Origin of the sequence: Pseudomonas sp. GCM10022186, from assembly GCF_042656385.1 — a bacterium.
Classification (GTDB): domain Bacteria; phylum Pseudomonadota; class Gammaproteobacteria; order Pseudomonadales; family Pseudomonadaceae; genus Metapseudomonas.
The window spans coordinates 202,021-221,972 of sequence record NZ_JBHSOU010000010.1 but is presented as its reverse complement, the minus strand read 5'-3'; the positions used below and the strand labels follow the sequence as shown (position 1 = coordinate 221,972).

Annotated in this window: 20 protein-coding genes; 8 read left to right on the top strand and 12 right to left on the bottom strand. The window is 66.5% G+C overall.

The window, feature by feature from the left end; all coding sequences use genetic code 11:
• Positions 1–9 precede the first annotated feature (9 nt).
• From rsxB to metG, 3 genes are all read right to left on the bottom strand, one after another.
• A complete protein-coding gene (gene rsxB / locus ACFPU0_RS07595; RefSeq protein ID WP_377692258.1) occupies positions 10–1,386 on the bottom strand; it encodes an electron transport complex subunit RsxB in 1,377 nt (458 codons plus the stop codon).
• The gene (locus tag ACFPU0_RS07590; RefSeq protein ID WP_377692257.1) at positions 1,383–1,937 is read right to left on the bottom strand and encodes an Rnf-Nqr domain containing protein; all 555 of its coding nucleotides are present in this window, start codon (positions 1,935–1,937) and stop codon (positions 1,383–1,385) included. Before ACFPU0_RS07590 ends, rsxB begins: the two co-directional genes overlap by 4 nt.
• 213 nt (positions 1,938–2,150) lie before the next feature.
• Entirely contained in the window at positions 2,151–4,184 is a 2,034-nt protein-coding gene (metG, locus tag ACFPU0_RS07585; RefSeq protein WP_377692255.1) for a methionine--tRNA ligase, read from the bottom strand.
• Between the two features lie 146 nt (positions 4,185–4,330).
• Here metG and apbC point away from each other — a divergent pair, with 146 nt between their 5' ends.
• Together apbC and dcd are read left to right on the top strand one after the other, a co-directional pair.
• Complete coding sequence (apbC, locus tag ACFPU0_RS07580; protein WP_377692254.1) at positions 4,331–5,425, top strand: iron-sulfur cluster carrier protein ApbC; 1,095 nt, start codon at positions 4,331–4,333, stop codon at positions 5,423–5,425.
• A 90-nt stretch (positions 5,426–5,515) separates the two neighbouring features.
• The gene (gene dcd / locus ACFPU0_RS07575; RefSeq protein ID WP_377692252.1) at positions 5,516–6,082 is read left to right on the top strand and encodes a dCTP deaminase; all 567 of its coding nucleotides are present in this window, start codon (positions 5,516–5,518) and stop codon (positions 6,080–6,082) included.
• Positions 6,083–6,183: 101 nt separating this feature from the next.
• Here the strand turns inward: dcd and nadE are convergent, their stop codons facing one another.
• From nadE to ACFPU0_RS07545, 6 genes are all read right to left on the bottom strand, one after another.
• Positions 6,184–7,011 carry an ammonia-dependent NAD(+) synthetase gene (nadE, locus tag ACFPU0_RS07570; RefSeq protein ID WP_377692251.1) on the bottom strand — a complete coding sequence of 276 codons (828 nt, stop codon included), beginning with the start codon at positions 7,009–7,011 and terminating at the stop codon, positions 6,184–6,186.
• Between the two features lie 12 nt (positions 7,012–7,023).
• On the bottom strand, positions 7,024–8,229 hold the full coding sequence (pncB, locus tag ACFPU0_RS07565; RefSeq protein ID WP_377692250.1) for a nicotinate phosphoribosyltransferase: 1,206 nt from the start codon (positions 8,227–8,229) through the stop codon (positions 7,024–7,026).
• 306 nt (positions 8,230–8,535) lie between these two features.
• Complete coding sequence (locus tag ACFPU0_RS07560) at positions 8,536–11,079, bottom strand: penicillin acylase family protein (RefSeq protein WP_377692249.1); 2,544 nt, start codon at positions 11,077–11,079, stop codon at positions 8,536–8,538.
• 82 nt (positions 11,080–11,161) lie between these two features.
• A complete protein-coding gene (locus ACFPU0_RS07555; RefSeq protein WP_377692248.1) occupies positions 11,162–11,812 on the bottom strand; it encodes a glutathione binding-like protein in 651 nt (216 codons plus the stop codon).
• 61 nt (positions 11,813–11,873) lie between these two features.
• The gene (locus ACFPU0_RS07550) at positions 11,874–12,065 is read right to left on the bottom strand and encodes an SEC-C metal-binding domain-containing protein (RefSeq protein WP_377692247.1); all 192 of its coding nucleotides are present in this window, start codon (positions 12,063–12,065) and stop codon (positions 11,874–11,876) included.
• 7 nt (positions 12,066–12,072) lie between these two features.
• Positions 12,073–12,573, bottom strand: coding sequence for an LEA type 2 family protein (locus ACFPU0_RS07545; RefSeq protein ID WP_377692246.1), 501 nt, complete (start codon positions 12,571–12,573; stop codon positions 12,073–12,075).
• 117 nt (positions 12,574–12,690) lie between these two features.
• Here ACFPU0_RS07545 and ACFPU0_RS07540 point away from each other — a divergent pair, with 117 nt between their 5' ends.
• Entirely contained in the window at positions 12,691–13,260 is a 570-nt protein-coding gene (locus tag ACFPU0_RS07540) for a hypothetical protein (protein ID WP_377692245.1), read from the top strand.
• 44 nt (positions 13,261–13,304) lie between these two features.
• Here the strand turns inward: ACFPU0_RS07540 and ACFPU0_RS07535 are convergent, their stop codons facing one another.
• On the bottom strand, positions 13,305–13,775 hold the full coding sequence (locus tag ACFPU0_RS07535; RefSeq protein ID WP_377692244.1) for a YchJ family protein: 471 nt from the start codon (positions 13,773–13,775) through the stop codon (positions 13,305–13,307).
• Between the two features lie 3 nt (positions 13,776–13,778).
• Positions 13,779–14,276, bottom strand: a complete 498-nt coding sequence (locus ACFPU0_RS07530; protein ID WP_377692243.1) for a DUF6231 family protein — start codon at positions 14,274–14,276, stop codon at positions 13,779–13,781.
• 130 nt (positions 14,277–14,406) lie between these two features.
• Here ACFPU0_RS07530 and ACFPU0_RS07525 point away from each other — a divergent pair, with 130 nt between their 5' ends.
• From ACFPU0_RS07525 to ACFPU0_RS07510, 4 genes are all read left to right on the top strand, one after another.
• Positions 14,407–15,099 carry an OmpA family protein gene (locus tag ACFPU0_RS07525; protein WP_377692241.1) on the top strand — a complete coding sequence of 231 codons (693 nt, stop codon included), beginning with the start codon at positions 14,407–14,409 and terminating at the stop codon, positions 15,097–15,099.
• 97 nt (positions 15,100–15,196) lie between these two features.
• A complete protein-coding gene (locus tag ACFPU0_RS07520; RefSeq protein ID WP_377692240.1) occupies positions 15,197–15,922 on the top strand; it encodes an OmpA family protein in 726 nt (241 codons plus the stop codon).
• A 122-nt stretch (positions 15,923–16,044) separates the two neighbouring features.
• Positions 16,045–16,323 carry a DUF1145 domain-containing protein gene (locus ACFPU0_RS07515; protein ID WP_377692239.1) on the top strand — a complete coding sequence of 93 codons (279 nt, stop codon included), beginning with the start codon at positions 16,045–16,047 and terminating at the stop codon, positions 16,321–16,323.
• Positions 16,316–17,077 carry a collagen-like protein gene (locus ACFPU0_RS07510; protein ID WP_377692238.1) on the top strand — a complete coding sequence of 254 codons (762 nt, stop codon included), beginning with the start codon at positions 16,316–16,318 and terminating at the stop codon, positions 17,075–17,077. The genes ACFPU0_RS07515 and ACFPU0_RS07510 overlap by 8 nt, the downstream gene beginning before the upstream one ends.
• Positions 17,078–17,109: 32 nt before the next feature.
• Here ACFPU0_RS07510 and ACFPU0_RS07505 read toward each other — a convergent pair whose 3' ends face one another.
• Complete coding sequence (locus ACFPU0_RS07505) at positions 17,110–17,574, bottom strand: CopD family protein (protein ID WP_377692237.1); 465 nt, start codon at positions 17,572–17,574, stop codon at positions 17,110–17,112.
• A 97-nt stretch (positions 17,575–17,671) separates the two neighbouring features.
• Here ACFPU0_RS07505 and dinG point away from each other — a divergent pair, with 97 nt between their 5' ends.
• Positions 17,672–19,816, top strand: coding sequence for an ATP-dependent DNA helicase DinG (gene dinG / locus ACFPU0_RS07500; RefSeq protein ID WP_377692236.1), 2,145 nt, complete (start codon positions 17,672–17,674; stop codon positions 19,814–19,816).
• The last annotated feature ends 136 nt before the right edge of the window (positions 19,817–19,952 follow it).

The window sequence follows — 19,952 nt, the reverse complement described above, 5'->3', positions numbered from 1 at the left end:
CGGATGCCGTCAGGACTGTTCGGCAAGGGCCCGTTCGGCCTTGGCCAGGCGTTCGCGGGCCTGGTCCAGGGCGGTCGGGTCGACATCGGCCTGGCGCTCCAGCTTGCCGAGGTCGGCGCGGGCGTAGGCCAGTTCGGTCTTCAGGGCGCGAGTGGTCGGGTCCACAGGGCGCTTGTCGATGCGCTGCAGTGCCGGTGGCTGCTTGCCGGAGGCCTCCTCGGCGGCGTGCAGGGCCGCTTCGGCATCGGTCAGGGCCTGGCGCAGCCTGGTCAGTTCCGCATCGCCGGCGCCGCGCTGTTCGGCAGTCTTCAGCTCGGCACGGCGGCTGGCGAGGGCGATCTTGGCCTGCTTCAGGCGTGCCACGCCTTCAGTGGGCGCGGGTGCCGCAGGGGCGGCCTGGGCGGCGTCCAGGCGCTGCTGGGCCTGCTCCACGGCGAGGCGCAGTTCGGCCAGTTGGGCCTGCTGGTCCGCGGTCGGCGCGTCGCCAAAGGCTTTCTCGGCCTTGGCGAGCTGGGCGCGGCTCATGGCGGCGGCGATCTTCGCCTGCTTGAGGGCGGCCTCGTCCAGCACGGCGGTGGCCGCAGCCGGCGTTTCCAGCGCCGCCTCGAGGGCCGCCTGGGCCTTGTCGTTGGCACTGCGCAGTTCGGCGACCTGGGCTTCCAGATCGGCAGTGCCGTAGGTGGCGAACTGGGCTTCGGCCTTCTTCAGTGCCACCTGGGCCATGGCAGCCTCGATCTTCAGGCGCTTCTGCTGGTCGCTGAGGCTGGGGGTGGCGGCTTTCTGCGCCTTCACCCGCTCGATGGCGGCCTGCACCGCGTCCGTGGGCCCGGCGGTGCTCTGCTGGGCCTGGGCGGCACGTGCGGCGCGGGCTTCGCGCTCAGCCTGGCGGCGGGCTTCGTCGCGGGCGAGCCGTGCATTGCGGAATTCGAAGCGCTCACGGAACTGGTCGGCACGCTGGCGCTGGGCGCGGGCCTCGGGTTCGGCGAGCGGCAGGATGTCGATGCAATCCACCGGGCAGGGCACCACGCAGAGCTCGCAGCCGGTGCATTGGTCGGTGATGACGGTGTGCATCTGCTTGGCGGCGCCGACTATGGCGTCCACCGGACAGGCCTGGATGCACTTGGTGCAGCCGATGCATTCGGCCTCGCGGATGAAGGCGATCTGCGGCGGCACCGGGCCGTTGGGGGCATCCAGTGGCAGGATCGGGACGTGCAGCAGCTCGGCGATCGCCTGGATGGTGGGCGCGCCGCCGGGCGGGCATTTGTTGATGGCTTCGCCCCGGGCGATGCCTTCGGCGTAGGGCCTGCAGCCCGGGTGGCCGCACTTGCCGCACTGGGTCTGTGGCAGCAGGGCATCGATAAGCGGGATCAGCTTGGCCTGGCTCATTGCGCCCCCATGCCGTTGAAACCGAGGAAGGCCAGGCCCATCAGTCCGGCGCAGACCAGCAGCAGCGGCGTGCCACGGAAGGCGGCCGGCACCTGCGATTCATCCACCTGCTGCAGCAGGTCGTCGAACAGCCTCAGCACCAGCCAGAAGCCCAGCCCGCCGCCGATACCCAGACCCAGTGCGCTGGCGAAACCACCGGCGCTGCCGATCAGCATGGCGCCCAGGGCTGCGCCATTGGCCAGCAGCAGGGGCCAGAGGCCGTCACGTGGCAGGGCGGGGCGCAGGCGTGCGAGCAGTTGCAGGCAGAGCCAGGCGAGCGGCGCCAGCAGCGGGAGGAATACGAACAGTCGCAATGCGCCCAGCTCCAGCGGGGCCAGCAGCAGTTGGTCGATCAGCCAGGCGAGCGGGGTGGCCAGGGCGATCAGTGCGCCACCGGCCAGGGCCAGCGAGCGGCTGCGCGGCTGGCGCAGGCTGTCGGCACCCAGCGGCAGGCCGAGGACGAGGTTGTTGACCAGCGCTGCACCGAGCAGGGCGAAGATGAAATCGGTCATAGGGCGTGGTGTCGCCGGGCTGGAAAAAGGGCCGCGTATTATCCGGGATGCAACCGGAGTGGTACAGGGGCGCAGCCGCAACGGCCTGCGTCCTGCTACAAGGCTAGCCCAGGGCCTTGCCGGGGCCGACCCTAGCTGATGGGTTTCGCTTCGCTCAACCCATCGGTAAACAAAACGCCCGCAGAAGCGGGCGTTGTGCTGGAGCTCGGGGCCTTACTTGACGCGCTGGCCCGGCTTGGCGCCGCTGTCGGGGCTGAGCAGGTAGATTTCCTCGCCGCCGGGGCCGGCGGCCAGGACCATGCCTTCGGACACGCCGAACTTCATCTTGCGCGCCGCCAGGTTGGCGACGTACAGGGTCAGGCGGCCTTCCAGCTGGCTCGGGTCCGGGTAGGCGCTCTTGATGCCGGAGAAGACATTGCGCTTGGCGTCGCCGATATCCAGGGTCAGGCGCAGCAGCTTGTCGGCGCCTTCGACGAATTCGGCCTTCTCGATCAGGGCGATACGCAGGTCGACAGCGGCGAAGGTGTCGAAGGCGATTTCCGCCGCCAGCGGGTCCTTCACCAGTTCGCCGTTGCCCTTGGGCGCGGACGCGGCGGCCAGGTCTTCCTTGGACGCGGCGACCATGGCTTCGATCTTCGCCGGCTCGATGCGGGTCATCAGCGGGTTGAAGGGGTTCAGCTGATGGTCGGCGAGCAGCACCTTGTGGTCGTCCCAGGTCAGCGGGGCGACGTTGAGGAAGGCTTCGGCGTCGGCGGCCAGCTTCGGCAGCACCGGCTTGAGGAAGATCACCAGCTGGCGGAACAGGTTGATGCCGGCGGCGCACACGGCCTGGACCTCGGCCTGCTTGCCTTCCTGCTTGGCCAGGGCCCAGGGCGCCTTGTCGGCGATCCAGGCGTTGGCGCGGTCGGCCAGGGCCATGATCTCGCGCATGGCGCGGGCGAAATCACGGTTTTCGAAGGCTTCGGCGATGCTCGGGGCGGCGGCGGCGAACTCTGCGAACAGCTCGGGCGCGGCGTTCCCGGCCACCAGCTTGCCGGCGTTGCCCTTGTGGATGAAACCGGCGCAGCGGCTGGCGATATTGACCACCTTGCCCACCAGGTCGGAGTTGACCTTCTGCACGAAGTCCTCGAGGTTCAGGTCGAGGTCGTCGACGCTGCGGCTCAGCTTGGACGCGTAGTAGTAGCGCAGGTATTCCGGGCACAGGTGGTCGAGGTAGGTGCGCGCCTTGATGAAGGTGCCGCGGGACTTGGACATCTTCTGCCCGTTCACCGTCAGGTAGCCGTGCACATTGAGCGCGGTGGGCTTGCGGTAGCCGGCGCCTTCGAGCATGGCGGGCCAGAACAGGGCGTGGAAGTTGACGATGTCCTTGCCGATGAAGTGGTACAGCTCGGCGTTGGAGCCCTTGTTCCAGAAGGCGTCGAAGTCCAGCTCGGGGCGACGCGCGCAGAGGTTCTGGAAGCTGGCCATGTAGCCGATGGGGGCGTCCAGCCAGACATAGAAGTACTTGCCGGGGGCGTCCGGGATCTCGAAACCGAAGTAGGGCGCGTCACGGCTGATGTCCCACTCCTGCAGGCCGGCGTCCAGCCACTCGGCGATCTTGTTGGCCACCGATTCCTGCAGGGCGCCGCTGCGGGTCCACTCCTTGAGCATGGCGTCGAAGTCGGGCAGCTTGAAGAAGTAGTGCAGGGACTCCTTGAGCACCGGGGTGGCGCCGGAGATGGCGGATTTCGGGTTCTTCAGTTCGGTGGGCGCGTAGGTGGCGCCGCACACTTCGCAGTTGTCGCCGTACTGGTCCTCGGCCGCGCATTTCGGGCAGGTGCCCTTGATGAAGCGGTCGGCCAGGAACATCTGCTTGTCCGGGTCGTAGTACTGGGTCACCGGGCGGGTGGCGATGTGGCCGGCGTCGCGCAGCTTGGTGTAGATGCCGCTGGACAGCACGCGGTTCTCTTCCGAGTGGGTCGAGTGGTAGTTGTCGAAGTCCACCAGGAAGTCGGCGAAGTCGGCGGTGTGCTCGGCGCGGACGTTGTCGATCAGTTGCTCGGAGGTGATGCCTTCCTTCTCGGCGCGCAGCATGATGGCCGAGCCGTGGGCGTCGTCGGCGCAGACATAGACGGCCTGGTTGCCGCGCATCTTCTGGAAGCGCACCCAGATGTCGGTCTGGATGTACTCGACCATATGCCCGAGGTGGATGGACCCGTTGGCATAGGGGAGGGCGCTTGTCACAAGGATCTTGCGGGGCTCGGTCATGGTGCTCGGTTACCGGATCTGGAACGAAAGGGAAGTCGGCAACTATATAGGCCCGGCGCGATTTTTTCACCCGTGGGCGACCCAGCGGCCAGGCGGTCGGTTAGGATAGCCGCCTGATTTGCTCGGTTATTCCTTGGAGCCCTGCCATGAGCACCGTTACCCGCGCACTGGTCGAAGCCACCCTGCGCCAGTTCACCGATCCCCACCTCGACCAGGACCCGGTCAGCGCCGGTTGCCTGCGCGAGGTCGACATCCAGGGCGGCAAGCTCCGCGTGCGCCTGGAGCTGGGCTATGCCGCCGGCCTGTTCAAGGCCGGCTGGGCGCAGACCCTGAAGATGGCCCTGGAGAACCTGGACGGCGTGGACAGCGCCGAAGTGCAGGTGGACTGCGTGATCGCGGCGCACAAGGCCCAGGACCAGGTGCCGGCCCTGACCAACGTGAAGAACATCATTGCCGTGGCCTCCGGCAAGGGCGGCGTGGGCAAGTCCACCACCGCCGCCAACCTGGCCCTGGCGCTGGCCCGCGAAGGCGCCCGCGTCGGCATCCTCGACGCCGATATCTACGGCCCAAGCCAGGGCATCATGTTCGGCATTCCGGACGGTACCCGGCCCAAGGTCCGTGACCAGAAGTTCTTCGTGCCGATCGAGGCCCATGGCGTGGAGGTCATGTCCATGGCCTTCCTCACCGACGAGAACACCCCGGTGGTCTGGCGCGGCCCCATGGTCTCCGGCGCGTTGATCCAGCTGATCACCCAGACCGCCTGGGACAACCTCGACTACCTGGTGGTGGACATGCCGCCGGGTACCGGTGACATCCAGCTGACCCTGGCGCAGAAGGTGCCGGTGGCCGGCAGCGTGATCGTCACCACCCCGCAGGACCTGGCATTGCTCGATGCCAAGAAGGGCGTGGAGATGTTCCGCAAGGTGAACATCCCGGTGCTGGGCGTGGTGGAGAACATGGCGGTGCACATCTGCTCCAACTGCGGCCATGCCGAGCACCTGTTCGGCGAGGGCGGTGGCGAGAAGCTGGCCACCCAGTACGGCGTGGAGCTGTTGGCGTCCCTGCCGCTGTCCATGGCTATCCGCATGCAATCCGACGGCGGCCGGCCCACCACCATCGCCGACCCGGAAAGCCAGATCGCCATGATCTACCAGCAGATGGCCCGCCTGGTCGGCGCGCGCATCGCGCAGTCCGACCAGGCCGCCACGGCCATGCCGAGCATCAGCATCAGCGACGACTGACGGCCCGGCCATCCGGCGGGACCTTTGCCGAGGCTTGCGCCGGACTGTAAGATTCGCGGTCAATTTTCAAGCCCTGACAGGAACACCGCCATGAGCATCAAATCGGACAAGTGGATTCGCCGCATGGCCCAGGAGCACGGCATGATCGAGCCCTTCGTCGAGCGCCAGGTGCGCGGCTTGGACCAGAGCCGGGTGATTTCCTACGGGGTGTCCAGCTACGGCTACGACGTACGCTGCGCCGATGAATTCAAGGTGTTCACCAACATCTATTCGGCCGTGGTGGACCCGAAGAACTTCGACGAGAAGAGCTTCGTCGACATCAAGAGCGATGTCTGCATCATCCCGCCGAACTCCTTCGCCCTGGCCCGCACAGTGGAGTACTTCCGCATTCCCCGCGATGTGCTGACCATTTGCCTCGGCAAGAGCACCTATGCCCGTTGCGGCATCATCGTCAACGTGACCCCGCTGGAGCCCGAGTGGGAAGGCCACGTGACCCTGGAGTTCTCCAACACCACCAACCTGCCGGCGAAGATCTACGCCAACGAAGGCGTGGCGCAGATGCTTTTCCTGCAGTCGGACGAAGCCTGTGAAGTGTCCTACAAGGACCGCGGCGGCAAGTACCAGGGCCAGACCGGGGTGACCCTGCCCAAGGCCTGAGGCCTGTCTGGCAAAGAAGGAGCCGGGCGTTTGCCCGGCTTTTTTGTGCCTGTAAAGCCGGGCTCGGGGGAGTCAGGGACGGAGGAAAGACCTCGCCGGGCTCAGGGCACCAGCGGCAGGTCGCGCTTGTGCTGGCTGTTGTCGTAGGTGCGGACGATGATCGCGTAGGCCTCCGGGCTGACCTCCTGGCCGTGGAGGAAGGCGTCGATCTCGGCATAGGTGACACCGTGGGCTTCCTCGTCCGGCTTGCCGGGGCGCAGTTCTTCCAGGTCGGCGGTGGGCACCTTGTGCACCAGGCTGTCCGGCGCGCCCAGGTAGCGGGCGATGGCGCGCACCTGGTTCTTCACCAGGCCGGAGAGCGGGGCCAGGTCGCAGGCGCCGTCGCCGAACTTGGTGAAGAAGCCCATCACCGCCTCGGCGGCGTGGTCGGTGCCGATCACCAGGCCGTTGTTGGCATTGGCGATGGCGAACTGGGCCACCATGCGGATACGCGCCTTGATGTTGCCGGTGACGAAGTCGCGGCGGGCGTCGGTCAGGTGGTTCAGGTGGGTCACCTGGTCGGCGAGGCCGGTCACGCTGTCGGCGATGTTCACGGTCTCTTCTTCGTCGGCGCGGATGAAGTTCATCGCCACCTGGGCGTCGGATTCGTCGTGCTGCACGTTGTAGGGCAGGCGCACGGCGATGAAGCGGTAGCCGGCGTCGCCGGTCTCGGCGCGCAGTTCCTCGACGCTCAACTGGGCCAGGCGGCCGGCGGTGGTGGAGTCGACGCCGCCGCTGATGCCCAGCACCAGGACCTTGAGGCCGGACTTGCGCAGGCAGTCCTTGATGAAGGCCTTGCGCCGCTCTACTTCGGCGATCAGGGCGGCTTCGTCGGCGAAGGGCGGGACAACGTCCAGGGCCTTGGCGATTTCTTGCTGGCGATTGCTCATGTGCGGAGTCCTTTACTGGGCGTCGGTGACGCGGAAAACGTGTTTCAGGTAGGCGACGAAGTTCTCGTCGCGGCATTGGGTCTTGCCCGGCTCATCGGAGATCTTCGCCACCGGCTGGCCATTGCAGGCGGTCATCTTGATCACGATGTTCATGGGGGCGACGCCGGGAATGTCGCAGGTCAGGTTGGTGCCTATGCCGAAGCTGACGTGGATTCGCCCGCGCAGGGCACGGTAGAGGGCCAGCGCCCGTGGCAGGTCGAGGCCGTCGGAGAATACGAGGGTCTTGGTCAGCGGGTCTATGCCCAGCTTCTCGTAATGGGCGATGGCTTTTTCCGCCCAGGCCAGCGGGTCGCCGGAGTCGTGGCGCAGGCCGTCGAAGAGCTTGGCGAAGTACAGGTCGAAGTCCTGGAGGAAGGCCTGCATGGTGATGCAGTCGGTCAGGGCGATGCCCAGCAGGCCGCGGTACTCGCGCACCCAGCAGTCGAGGGCGGCGATCTGGCTGTCGATCAGGCGCGGGCCGAGCTGCTGGTGGGCCATCAGCCATTCGTGGGCCATGGTGCCGATGGGCTTGATGTCGTACTCGCGGGCCAGGTGCACGTTGCTGGTGCCGACGAAGCGGCCGGGGAAGTCACGCTTGAGGATATGCACCACTTCTTCCTGGACCTTGTAGGAGAAGCGCCGGCGGGTGCCGAAGTCGGCCAGCTGGAAGCCGTCCAGCTCTTCGTCCGTGGCGTTGGCGCGCAACCAGTCGAGTTTGCGGTAGAGCTGCTCGCGGGCCTGGATGAGCTTGATGTCGCGGTAGCGGTAGCGGTTGCGCACTTCGCTGATGATGGCCAGCAACGGGATCTCGAAGAGGATCACGTGCAGCCAGGGGCCGCGCAGGCGCACGCAGAGCTGGCCGTCCTCGATGCCCAGCTGGAGGTAGCGCAGGTTGAAGCGGAACAGGCTGAGGAAGCGGGTGAAGTCCGGCTTGATGAAGGGGATGCTTTCGAGGAAGTTCAACTGGTCGGGGGTGATGGAGATGTCCGCCAGTTGTTCGATCTGGTAGCGGATTTCCGCGAGGTAGGGCGTCAGGTCCTCGTCGTTGCGGCAGCGGAATTCCCATTCGACTTCGGCGTTGGGGTAGTTGTGCAGCACCGCCTGCATCATGGTCAGCTTGTAGAAGTCCGTGTCCAGCAGGTTCTGGATGATGCGGCCGGAAAAGGCGCTGTCGGGCATGGTCGGTTCTCGAGGCTCCTGGCAGGCGGTGAAGGGCGCAGGATGCGGCAAGGTCAGGTGATGCGCAAGGTTGGGGGGAAACCTGTTGTAGGGGCGAATTCATTCGCCAACCGGAACGCAGTTCCGGCCTGGGTTTTTTTGGGGACGCTGCGCATCCCTTGGCGAATGAATTCGCCCCTACAGGAAAAGCCGCCCACGTCTGCCGGGCAAAAGAAAAGGCGCCCAGGGGCGCCTTGAAATGTGATCTATGGAGTAAGTCCACCGGATCAGATCGGGTCGCCGGCGGGAAGTTCCGCCGCTTGGCGATCATTTTTGCGGGGTCAGCGTCAGGCGCTTGCTGCCGTAGACGGCATCGAGGTTCTGCGGCTGGAAGGGGAACTTCATGTAGCGCGCCTTGAGCCAGGCATCGATGCCATCGGCATAGTGCGGGCTGGCCGGATTGCCGGACTGGCCGGAGCTGTTCATGCCGATCATGGGTTCGGGCTGGCCGAAGTCGACGATGATGCGCATGGCCGGGATCAGCCAGGTATCGAAGTCCTGCCCCCAGTGGTAGGCCGAGACATTGAGGGTGCTGTGGTCGCCGCCGGCCGGGTAGGGGCCGCGGTCCAGGTAGCCCTTCAGGGCGTTGAGGCCGGTGCGCTGGCTGGCGCTCATGTAAGGCGCCAGCTGGGTGCTCTCGGTGACCCACTCGTAGCTGTGCAGCTTGCCCCACTGCCAGGCCTTGCGGTCGGCGCCCAGGCGGCTTTCTGCGAAGCTCACGGCGGCGGCCAGGCTGCGGGCGAGGATGGCCGGCTTGTCTTCCTGCTGCGGGGTGCGCACGTCGTCCCAGAAGGGGCTGTCGATGCGGCCCAGCAGGTGGTCGGCCTGGGCCGAGTAGGAGAGGTCGGCGGTCTGCACCAGGGCGCGCCAGGCCGGGGAGGTTTCCGGGCCCAGTTCGTCGAGGAAGATCTGCCGCGCGCTCTCGTGGAGGAAGGCGCCGTAGTAGGCGGCGTCCGCCGAGGTGGGACTGAGGCGGCCGTCGAAGGCCAGCAGGCGGCCGAGGGCTTCCTGGGCCTTGCTGCGGTCGGCGGGCGGTAGGGCGTCGATGGCCTGCTTGAGCGGCTGGGCCATGCCCGGGTCCTTGAGCATGGCCTTGAGCTTGGCAGGGAAGGGGCTGGTCTGGTCGTACTGCATGGCGATCATGCTCTGCCAGTCATGCTTGCCGCTGCCGCCGGCCAGTTCGGCGATGCGTTCGGCGCGTTCCGGGTAGTACCAGGAGTTGGACAGCTGCACGCCATAGCCGCCCTGCACGGTGCGGTGGTTGGCGGTGCCGAGCCAGCCCTGGGCCGGGTCCTGGTCGTAGGGATGGAGCATGGGGTCGGCATAGCCGTCCCAGTCGTAGCGGCCGTCCCAGCCGGGGGAGGGCAGCAGGCCGCGGCCTTCGCGGCGGTTGGGGTAGCGGCCGGTGACCTGCCAGGCGATGTGCCTGGCATCGGCGTAGAGGATGTTCAGGCCCACGGCGCGGATTTCGCGAGTGGCCTCGTGGGCCTGTTCCACCGACTGGGCGCGGGACAGGGCGAAGAAGGCGTCCAGGGATTGGTCGGCCTCGAACTGGCTGGTCTGCAGGGCGATGCCGTAGCCGCTCTTGAGCTCCAGCGGTTGCAGCGGATGCTTGCGCTGGCCGAGGACGGAGTTCAGCAGCGGGCCGTGGCGGGTCTCGAAGATCACCTCACGCACCGGGCGCTCGCCCTTGATGATGAAGGTTTCCATCCGCTGGCTGGCCGCCACCCACTTGCCATCCGCCTGGTAGTAGAGGTTGTTGCCTTCGCGCTTGATCTTCTCCAGGAACAGGTCCTGGTTGTCGCCCATGACCATGGTCATGCCCCAGGCGAGCTTGCCGTTGAACCCGGCGACCACGGCCGGCACGCCGGCGATGGAAACCCCCGCGGCCTGGAACTTCGGCGAACGGATCTGCACGAAGTTCCACACCGAGGGCATGGCGATGGGCAGGTGGGTGTCGTTGGCCAGGATGCTGCGGCCGGTGCGGCTCTTCTGCGGAGCGATGGCCCAGTTGTTGGAGGCGGCGACGCCGAGCATGTTCAGCGCGGCGATCTGCGAGGCGGTGTCGTTCAGCGCCGCGAGGCCCGGGATCTGTCCGCCCAGTTGCAGGCCCTCGAGCTTTTCGGCCTCCTCGAAGGGCAGTGGTTCGTCCGGGTAGACCGGCGTCAGCCAGGCCAGCTTGTCGGCGCCGACCTTCTGCGCCAGGGCCAGGGAGGCGATCTCTTCCTGCAGGTTCACCGCCAGGCCGAAGTTCAGCAGGGTGAAGACCAGCACCGAGTCCTCCGGCTTCCAGTAGGCGGGCTGGTAGCCGGACTCGGCCAGGTCCATCGGCAACTTGTCGCGGTAGCGGTAGAGGTAGGCGTTGACGCCACGGGCGTAGACCGCGAAGAACTCCTTAAGGCGCGGCGAAGCGTTCTTGTAGAGGATGTCGGCGCTCTTGCGCAGGTTCACCGCGCGCATGAAGCGGTCGATTTCCAGCACGCCGGGGCCGGCCATCTCGGCCAGGCGGCCTTCGGCCATCAGGCGCATCCCGACCATCTGGCTGAGGCGGTCGGAGGCGTGGACGTAGCCGAGGGTGAACAGGGCGTCGTGGAAAGTGGTGGTTTCGATCAGCGGCATGCCCAGCGGGTTGCGGCGGATCGACACGCTCTGTGCCAGGCCCTTGACCGGCTGGAAGCCGGAAGTGGGCGGCAGGCTGTCGGCGTAGCGTTTGTCCAGCCAGGGCTGGCAGCCGCCGAGGCCGATCATGGCGCCAGCGGCGGCGGCAACGCAGAACCGGGGAAGGAAGCGCTTGGGGGCTGGCGAAGCCATGGAGCGGGCTCTCCTTGCGAGGGCATCGGATGAAACGCGCTACGTTAGTGAGCCGCCCCGCGCCGCGCAAGCGCCGCCCGGGCTACTTTTTCACGGTGGCGGGGTTCACCTGTTCCACCAGGGCATAGGCGCGGGCGGTGGCCGGGCGGGCCTTGATCGCCTGATACCAGCGCTTGAGATTGGGGAAGTCGTCCAGGTCCTGCTCCTGCCAGGGGTGGCGGTCGATCCAGGGATAGATGGCCATGTCGGCGATGCTGTATTGGTCGCCGGCCACGAAGGTGCGGTCGGCCAGGCGCTTGTCCAGCACGCCGTAGAGGCGCGCGGTTTCCTTGACGTAGCGCTGGATGGCGTAGGGCAGTTTCTCCGGGGCGAAGCGGTTGAAGTGGTGGTTCTGCCCGGCCATGGGGCCGAGGCCGCCCATCTGCCAGAACAGCCATTGCAGGCAATCCTGGCGGCCGCGCAGGTCCTGCGGGATGAATCGCCCGGTCTTCTCGGCCAGGTAGAGCAGGATGGCACCGGATTCGAACAGCGACAGTGGTTCACCGCCGTCTGCGGGCTCATGGTCGACGATGGCGGGAATGCGGTTGTTCGGCGAGATCTTCAGGAAGTGCGGCTGGAACTGCTCGTCCTTGCCGATGTTGATCGGGTGGATGCGGTAGGGCAGGCCGGTTTCTTCGAGGAACAGGGTGACCTTGTGGCCGTTGGGGGTGGTCCAGTAATAGAGGTCGATCATCGTTGCGTGGTCCTGAAATGAACAGGCCCGCACTAGGCGGGCCTGGAACAGTACGCGGGCATCAGGCGCCGTGGCACTTCTTGAATTTCTTCTGGCTGCCGCAGGGGCAGGGATCGTTGCGGCCCACTTCCTTCAGCGGGTTGCGCACCGGCTCCTGGGGGCCATGGTTGCAGTGCGGGCCGTGCACGTGGTGGTGATCGTGGTCATGGTCGTGGTTGCAGTTCGGACCATGGACGTGGGGTTCTTGACTCATGAAGGTTCTACTCCGGGATGTAACTGCCGGGGATTATCTCGCCATTGCGGCTGAGGTGCACGCTCTTGCCGAACATCAGCCCGGTCTTCACTTCGCCCTGCAGGCGGTACTTGATGGGCTCATCGGGTTTTTCCAGGAGCTTGACGATGTACTTCATGTGCCGCCAGAGATTGGTGCGCACGGGCACTTCGAAGGTCTGGCTGCCACGGGCGGGAACGGTGAACCAGGTGCTGGACTCACCCGAGGCGAGTTTCACGTCATTGAGGTGCACGGTATAGACCAGTCCGCGCACCGGCAGGCTGACGTCGTTGGGATTGTCGATGCGAAAACGCAGCACGAACTGTTGTTCCAGTAGCTTGGCGCGCACCACGTCCACCTTGATCAGGCGCACGTCGGGGTCCTGGAAGCTGCCGCTGATCCAGGTGGAGCATCCACTGAGGCCCGAAAAAGGAAGGGCGAAGAAAAACAGTAGGCTGAGAATTCTTATCGTTTGCGCCTGGTAAAACATTGCATTACTCCGAGTGAGGCTCCAGTGTAACAAGCAACTGCTCGGCCGCAACCTGTTGTAGGCCGAAAAAAAGCTGCGCCATACTGCAGGGCGATTCGGACAGGAGTGTGACCAACAATGGGTCGTTACGAGATCGCCTTCTCCGGGAAGCTGGTCCCCGGAGCGCGGCTGGAACTGGTACAGGCCAACCTGGCCAAGCTGTTCCAGGCCGATGCCCAGCGGATCGCCCTGCTGTTCTCCGGACGGCGCGTGATCCTCAAGAACAACCTGGATGATGCCGCCGCGGAGAAATACCGCGCGGCCCTGGAGCGCGCCGGGGCGCTGGTCGAGGTGCTGTCCATGGAGCCGGAGATCGAGGAGGTGGAACTGGCGCCGCCGCCTGAGCCCGAGGCTTCCCGTGAACGGGCGCCCGCTCCCGTCGAGGCGCAGGGCACGGCTCCGGGGCGCCTGAAGGTGGTGCCGCGCGATGAATACATGGCCGCCTTCGTCGGGGTGGATGCCCCGGACTTCGGCATCGCCCCGATCGGCGCCGACCTGCAGGACGCCAAGCCGCAGACTCCGCCGCCGCGCTTCGATTTCTCCAGTCTCAGCGTGGCACCGGCGGGAAGCGACATGGGCCAGGCCAAGGCAGCTCCGGCCGGACCGCCCCCGGATACGTCCCATCTGCACCTGGAAGAGCGCAAGTAGCCGGAAGGAGGCCCGCATCATGCGGGCCGTTCTTCGTCAGCGCCTCAGAAATAGCTCGAACAGCATTTCTTGAACTTCAGCCCGCTTCCGCAGGGGCAGGGGTCGTTGCGTCCGGCCTTGACCGGTACGGTCGGGTCGAGGAAGTACCAGTGGCCATCGGCCTGGACGAAGGCCGAACGTTCGCGGTGACCGTGTTCGCCGCTCTGGTCATGCCAGCGCGCGGTGAAGGTGACGAAGGCGTGTTCGGGTTGGCCGCCCAGCAATTCGTGGCCTTCCACTTCGAGGCCGAGCCAGGTGCTGGACAGGCTCCAGGCGCGGATCGCCTCCAGGTCGAGGCCATCGCGCTGGGCGGGGAGGGTGGTATCCACCAGGTAGTCCACCAGGCCCAGTACATAGGCGCTGTAGCGCGAACGCATCAGCGCTTCGGCGCTGGCGGCGGGGTGGCCGGCGTGATGGCGGCCGCAGCAGACTTCGAGGAAATCGCCGCTACCGCAGGGACAGATCGCAGTGCTCATGGCTTACCACCAGTACTTGCCGAAGTTCTGCGGGTTGGCCCAGAACTTGGCGTTCAGCCAGTCGGGGACCTGCTTGTATTCGCGCAGGTCGTAGGTGAACAGGGTCAGGGTCTGCTGCTCGCGACGGAAGCGTTCGCTGGCCTGCAGGGCCAGGGCGAAGAAGTCGGTATCCTGCCAGCCGCAGGCGCCGAGGTCCGCCAGCACCGCCACGCGGCTGGCATTGAGATTGCGGATGCCCCCCAGCAGTTGCAGGCCGTCGCGCTTGGGCAGGTGTTCCAGGCAGTCCGCCAGCAAGGCGAGATCGAAGCGGCGCGCAGCCTGTTCCGGCGGCAGGGGGCCGGCAGGCACCTGCACCACCTGGCTGTCCGGGTGGGCGGTGGCGAAGGCCTCGAGCGCAGGAAGCGGACTGTTGCCGACCAGCAGCAGGCTCCTGGGGGCATAGCGTTCGAGCAGGGCGGCGAGGGCTTGCTGGGGCGTACGGGAAGAAAAGCTATCAGTCATCGAAAATCCTCGAACAGGTAGGGCAAGACTAGCCTGAAGGCGAGTCATGGCCTAGTGCTGGCGGTTTCTGGGGCTGGCGTCTTTACTCCCTAGTTGTCGGTATGGGCCGATTCTAAGAGGAGACCTGCTTATGAGCATTACACGGACAGCTTTACCCCTTGTACTAGCGACCAGCATGCTGACAGGCTGCGCCGGCCTGCAGAAGACCGACTGGCCCAAGTGTGCAGCAGTAGGGGGTGTGGTAGGTGCGGGACTGGGTGCGATCGAAAGCAGTACCTACGCCGGCTGGGGCGCCCTGATCGGTGCCGGCACCGCGGCAGCCTTCTGCTGGGTGCATGGCGACGGCGACGAAGATGGCGATGGCGTACCCGATAGCCGCGACAAGTGCCCCGGTACTCCGCCCGGCACACCTGTGGACGCCGATGGTTGCCCGCCGAAGGAAGAGCCGGTGGTAGAGGAAGTGGTCGTGGTCGAGCACGAAACCATTGTCGTTCGCGACCTGCTGTTCGCATTCGACTCCTCCAAACTCGACCCAGCCGACGAAGCCAAGCTGGATACCGTCGTCAGCCGCCTGAAGAACGAAGCACCGGACGCCAAGCTGACCGTTACCGGCCATACCGATAGCGTTGGTTCGGATACCTACAACCAGAAACTCTCGGAACGCCGTGCCCAGGCGGTTGCCGACTACCTGGTTCGCAGCGGCATCCCGGCCTCCAGCATCGTCAGTGTCGGTGGTGCGGGTGAAAGCCAGCCGGTGGCCGACAACTCCACCAAGGATGGCCGTGCGATGAACCGTCGCGTGGAAATCCAGATCGACCGCTGACGCCCGGGCCTACCCCGGCGCACGCCTTGTGCCCCGGGGGCTCCGGGTCTTTACTCCTGTGTTACCGGCCTCGCCGGTGGCACAGGAGAACCCCATCATGAGCGACCACCTTCACCGGGTTGCGCTTTCCCTTCTTCTGGCCAGCAGTTTCCTCTCCGGTTGCGCCTCCACCTCCAGCGATGGCGGTGCGCTGGTGAACCAGGGGAATTGGCCTATCTGCAGCCTGGTCGGCGGTCTCGTCGGCGGCGGGCTGGGCGCCATCGAAAGCTCGGCCTGGGCGGCCGGCGGTGCCGCGGCCGGTGCCATAGCCGGCGGCCTCATCTGCTATGCCCAGGATGGCGATGCCGATGGCGATGGCGTCTTCGACCGTCGCGACACCTGTCCCAACACACCGCCGAACATGCCGGTCAACGTCAACGGATGCCCGGAACGCACGTATCCCCAGGCCCCGGCCGAAGCGCCGCCGGCCCAGGACGAGGTGATAGTGCTGAGCGATATGGGCAATGTCCTCTTCGACTTCGATTCCGCCGAGCTCACCGCCTCGGCGCGGGATCAACTGGCGGGCATCGCCAACCGCCTGACCGGCGCGAACCTGGTCAGCGTCAAGGTGGTCGGCCATACCGACAGTAGCGGCTCGGACACCTACAACCAGGGCCTGTCCGAGCGCCGTGCGCGGAGCGTGGCCGACTTCCTGGCGAGCCAGGGCGTACCGGCCGACAAGCTCACCACCGAAGGCATGGGCGAGAGCCAGCCGGTGGCGGATAACGGCAGCGACGAAGGCCGGGCGCGCAACCGCCGGGTCGAGATCCACGTCGATCGCTGAACGATTCCAGCGGCGCGCCCCAGGGGCTGACCCTGGCCCCGTGCTTTTCCCGGCGACGCACTGGTGCGTCGCCGGGCATCGGCGTATGTTCCGCAAAACTAAAAAATGCCAGGAGGGGAGGCATGCGCTTATTCATGGGGCTGGGCAAGGTGATTGCCCTGTTGTTCTGGCTGGTGGTGATCGCCAACCTGGTTTCACCTTTCGCCCGGCCATTCGAGATGCTGCTCAACGGTGCCGGAGTCCTGCTGATCCTGGTGCACCTGTTCGAAATCGTCCTGTTCAATTCCCTGCTGCGCCAGCGTGCCCGGCCCTGGCTGGATCGCCTGCAGCTGCTGCTGTTCGGTGTCTTCCATCTGCTCAGCATCCCGCGTCACGGCGCCAAGGGGGCCGGCCATGCGTAAGCTCTGCCTGCTGGCCGCGCTGATCGCCCCCGTCGTCCTGGCACAGGGCCAGGTCAAGGTGGAGGCGCACAACCTTCTCAAGCTGCCGCCGCGGACCGGCAGCCTCAGCCTCGACCAGGTCGAGGTGGCCGACTACGCCACCCTGCTGATCCCGGCCGGCGTCACCGAGTTGCGTATCGGTGAGCTGCGCATGGGGCGCGAGGCGCGCCTGGGCATCGCACCGGCCGACCAGGGCTTCCGCCTGGAAGTCGCGCGGGGCGAAATAGGCACCGGCAGCCATATCACCGCATCGGGCTCGGCGGGCAGCATGAGCAAGCCGGCCACCGCCGGCCGCAACCTGGAGCTGCGCCTGGTGGACGTCCAGGTGAGTGATATGACCGTGGATGTGCGTGGTGGCATAGGTGCCCCTGGCCATCCGGGGCTGGATGGCGCCGACGGCGACGCGGCTGGATGCCTCTGGGGCCGAGCCGAGCGTGGCTGGGATGGCCAACCCGGCGGCAACGGCGAAACGGGCGGTGCCGGTGGTCAGATTCGTCTGGAGGTGCCCGAGTCCTTTCCGGTGGAGCAGGTGCGCGTTCGCCTGGAAGGTGGGGCTGGCGGAGCGGCGGGCGAGGGCGGCGCCGGCGGCGATGGCGGTGCAGGAAAGGGCTGCCTGCTCTACAAGGCCGATGGCGCCAAGGGCGGTCGTGCCGGGCAACCCGGCCTGCCTGGTGTTGCCGGCAGCGCAGGCAGCATCAAGGTCGTGCGTTTCTGATCGAGGACGGCGTACAGCGATGTGCGCCGGCTTCAGAAGCTCGGCCGGAGGGCGACCACGGTCACCAGGGCGAGCCCGATCAGCAGGTTGAACCCCACCACCCGGCGGATGCGGCCCAGCACCGCGCCGCCCTCCGGCCAGTTCTCGGCATTCACCGCCGTTCGCAGCTGCGGCAGCAGCAGGGCGCTGACCCGCACGAAGAGCGCGAGCATCGCCACGTAGAGGCCGATCATCATGTGCACATAGCGCGGCGCCGCTTCCAGGCTGGCGAACGACAGGTGCAGCATGCCGACCCCGGTGAAGGGCAGCACCAGTACCGCCGGCCAGACCCACTGGAAGAAGCGACGGAATACCTCCAGCCACAGGCGCAGGCGCGCCGGCGGTTCCAGCGTGGTCACGGCCGCCGGCCGCAGGATCATCCAGGCGAAGAACATGCCACCGACCCAGATCAGGGCGGCCAGCAGGTGCAGGGCGTAAAGGGCGGCGTGGGCAGTCATCCGGTCAACTCCATTCGGCGGGGAAAAGAAGGCGCGCTATCATAGCCGGCCTGTTAAAGTACTGAAAATTTATCCAGCATCTCTCTTGTCAGTCTCCATGCTAAGCACCGAACTCAAGTCCCAGATCCAGGGCGCCTACAGCCGTTTCCTCGAAGCCAAGGGGCTCAAGGCCCGCTATGGCCAGCGCCTGATGATCGCCGAGGTGGCCAAGGCCCTGGGGGCCATCCCGGTGGATGACGAGGGGCACCGCGAGGGTGAGCCGGCCGTGGTGGCGGTGGAGGCGGGTACCGGTACTGGCAAGACGGTGGCCTACAGTCTCGCGACCATTCCCGCGGCCAAGGCCGCCGGCAAGCGCCTGGTCATCGCCACGGCGACCGTGGCCCTGCAGGAGCAGATCGTCCACAAGGACCTGCCCGACCTCATGCGCAACAGCGGCCTCAACTTCAGTTTCGCCCTGGCCAAGGGCCGTGGCCGCTACCTCTGCCTGTCCAAGCTCGACATGCTGCTGCAGGAAGGCCAGGCGCAGAGCGCCACCGCCCAGCTGTTCGCCGATGAAGGCTTCAGGATCGACGTCGACGAGAAAGGCCAGAAGCTGCTCAACCAGATGATCGAGCGCCTCGCCGGCAATCGCTGGGACGGCGACCGCGACTCCTGGCCCGAAGCCATCGAGGACCAGGACTGGGCCCGGGTCACCACCGACCACAGCCAGTGCACCAAGCGCCATTGCCCGAACTTCCAGCAGTGCGCCTTCTACAAGGCGCGGGAAGGCATGACCAAGGTGGACATCATCGTCACCAACCACGACATGGTGCTGGCGGACCTGGCCCTGGGCGGCGGTGCCGTGCTGCCGGACCCGCGCGATACCCTCTACGTCTTCGACGAAGGCCACCACCTGCCGGACAAGGCTATCGGCCACTTCGCCCACTACACCCGCCTGCGCTCCACCGGCGACTGGCTGGAGCAGGTGGCCAAGAACCTGACCAAGCTGCTGGCGCAGAACCCGCTGCCGGGGGATTTCGGCCGCCTGGTCGAGGGCGTTCCCGAACTGGCGCGGGAAATCCGTACCCACCAGCAATTCATGTTCAACGCCTGCGAGGAAATCGCCGACTTCCGTGCCGGCGAGGATATGGAAGGGCGCGACCGCCCGCGCCACCGGTTCGAGGCCGGAGTGGTGCCTGAGCACCTGCGGGAGCTGGGTATCGAGCTGAAGAAGGGTTTCTCGAAGCTCAACGATGTCTTCACCCGCCTCACCGAACTGCTCAAGGAAGCCATGGATGGCGAAGCCAGCACCGGCGTCGCCAGTCATCAGGCAGAGGAGTGGTATCCGCTGTTCGGCAGCCTGCTGTCCCGTGCCCAGGGCAACTGGGAGCTGTGGACCGCCTTCACTGCCGAAGACCCGGAAGACAGTCCACCCATGGCCCGTTGGCTGACCCTGGCGGAAAGTGGCGCGCTGCATGACATCGAGGTCAACGCCAGCCCGATCCTGGCGGCCGAGACCCTGCGCCGCAACCTGTGGAACGTGGCCTATGGCGCCCTGGTGACCTCGGCCACCCTCACCGCCCTGGGCAAGTTCGATCGCTTCCGCATGCGCGCCGGGCTGCCGAAGGTCGCGGTCACCGCCGTGGTTCCCAGCCCCTTCCAGCATGCCGATGCCGGCCTGCTGCGGGTGCCCGACCTCAAGGCCGACCCCCGCGATGCCGCTGCCCATACCGCGGCCATCGTCCGCGAACTGCCGAATCTGGTGGAGGGCGCGCGCGGCACCCTGGTGCTCTTCGCCTCCCGCAGGCAGATGCAGGATGTGTTTGAAGGACTGGACCGCGATTGGCGCAAGCGTGTGCTGATCCAGGGCAATCTGTCCAAGCAGGAAACCCTGAACAAGCACAAGGCACGGGTAGACGATGGCGAACCCAGCGTGCTCTTCGGCCTGGCCAGCTTCGCCGAGGGCGTCGACCTGCCGGGTGCCTACTGCGAGCATGTGGTGATCGCCAAGATCCCCTTCGCCGTGCCGGACGACCCGGTGGAGGCCGCCCTGTCCGACTGGATCGAAGCCCGCGGCGGCAACCCCTTCATGGAGATCGCCGTGCCCGATGCCTCCCTGCGCCTGGTGCAGGCCTGCGGCCGCCTGCTGCGCACCGAGTCCGACCGCGGCACCATCACGCTGCTGGACCGACGCGTGGTCACCCAGCGCTATGGCCGGGCCATCCTGGATGCCCTTCCGCCGTTCCGCCGCGAGATCGGTTGATCCCGGCGGACTGCCCTTGACGCTGTGCGCCCCCCATCTGCGATGATGCCGGGGTTTTTTGCGAGTGCCCCGCCGGCGCTCGCGTTGTCCCGCTTCGTTTCGTCGCATCCATGGCGCGATACGAACTTTTTGCGGT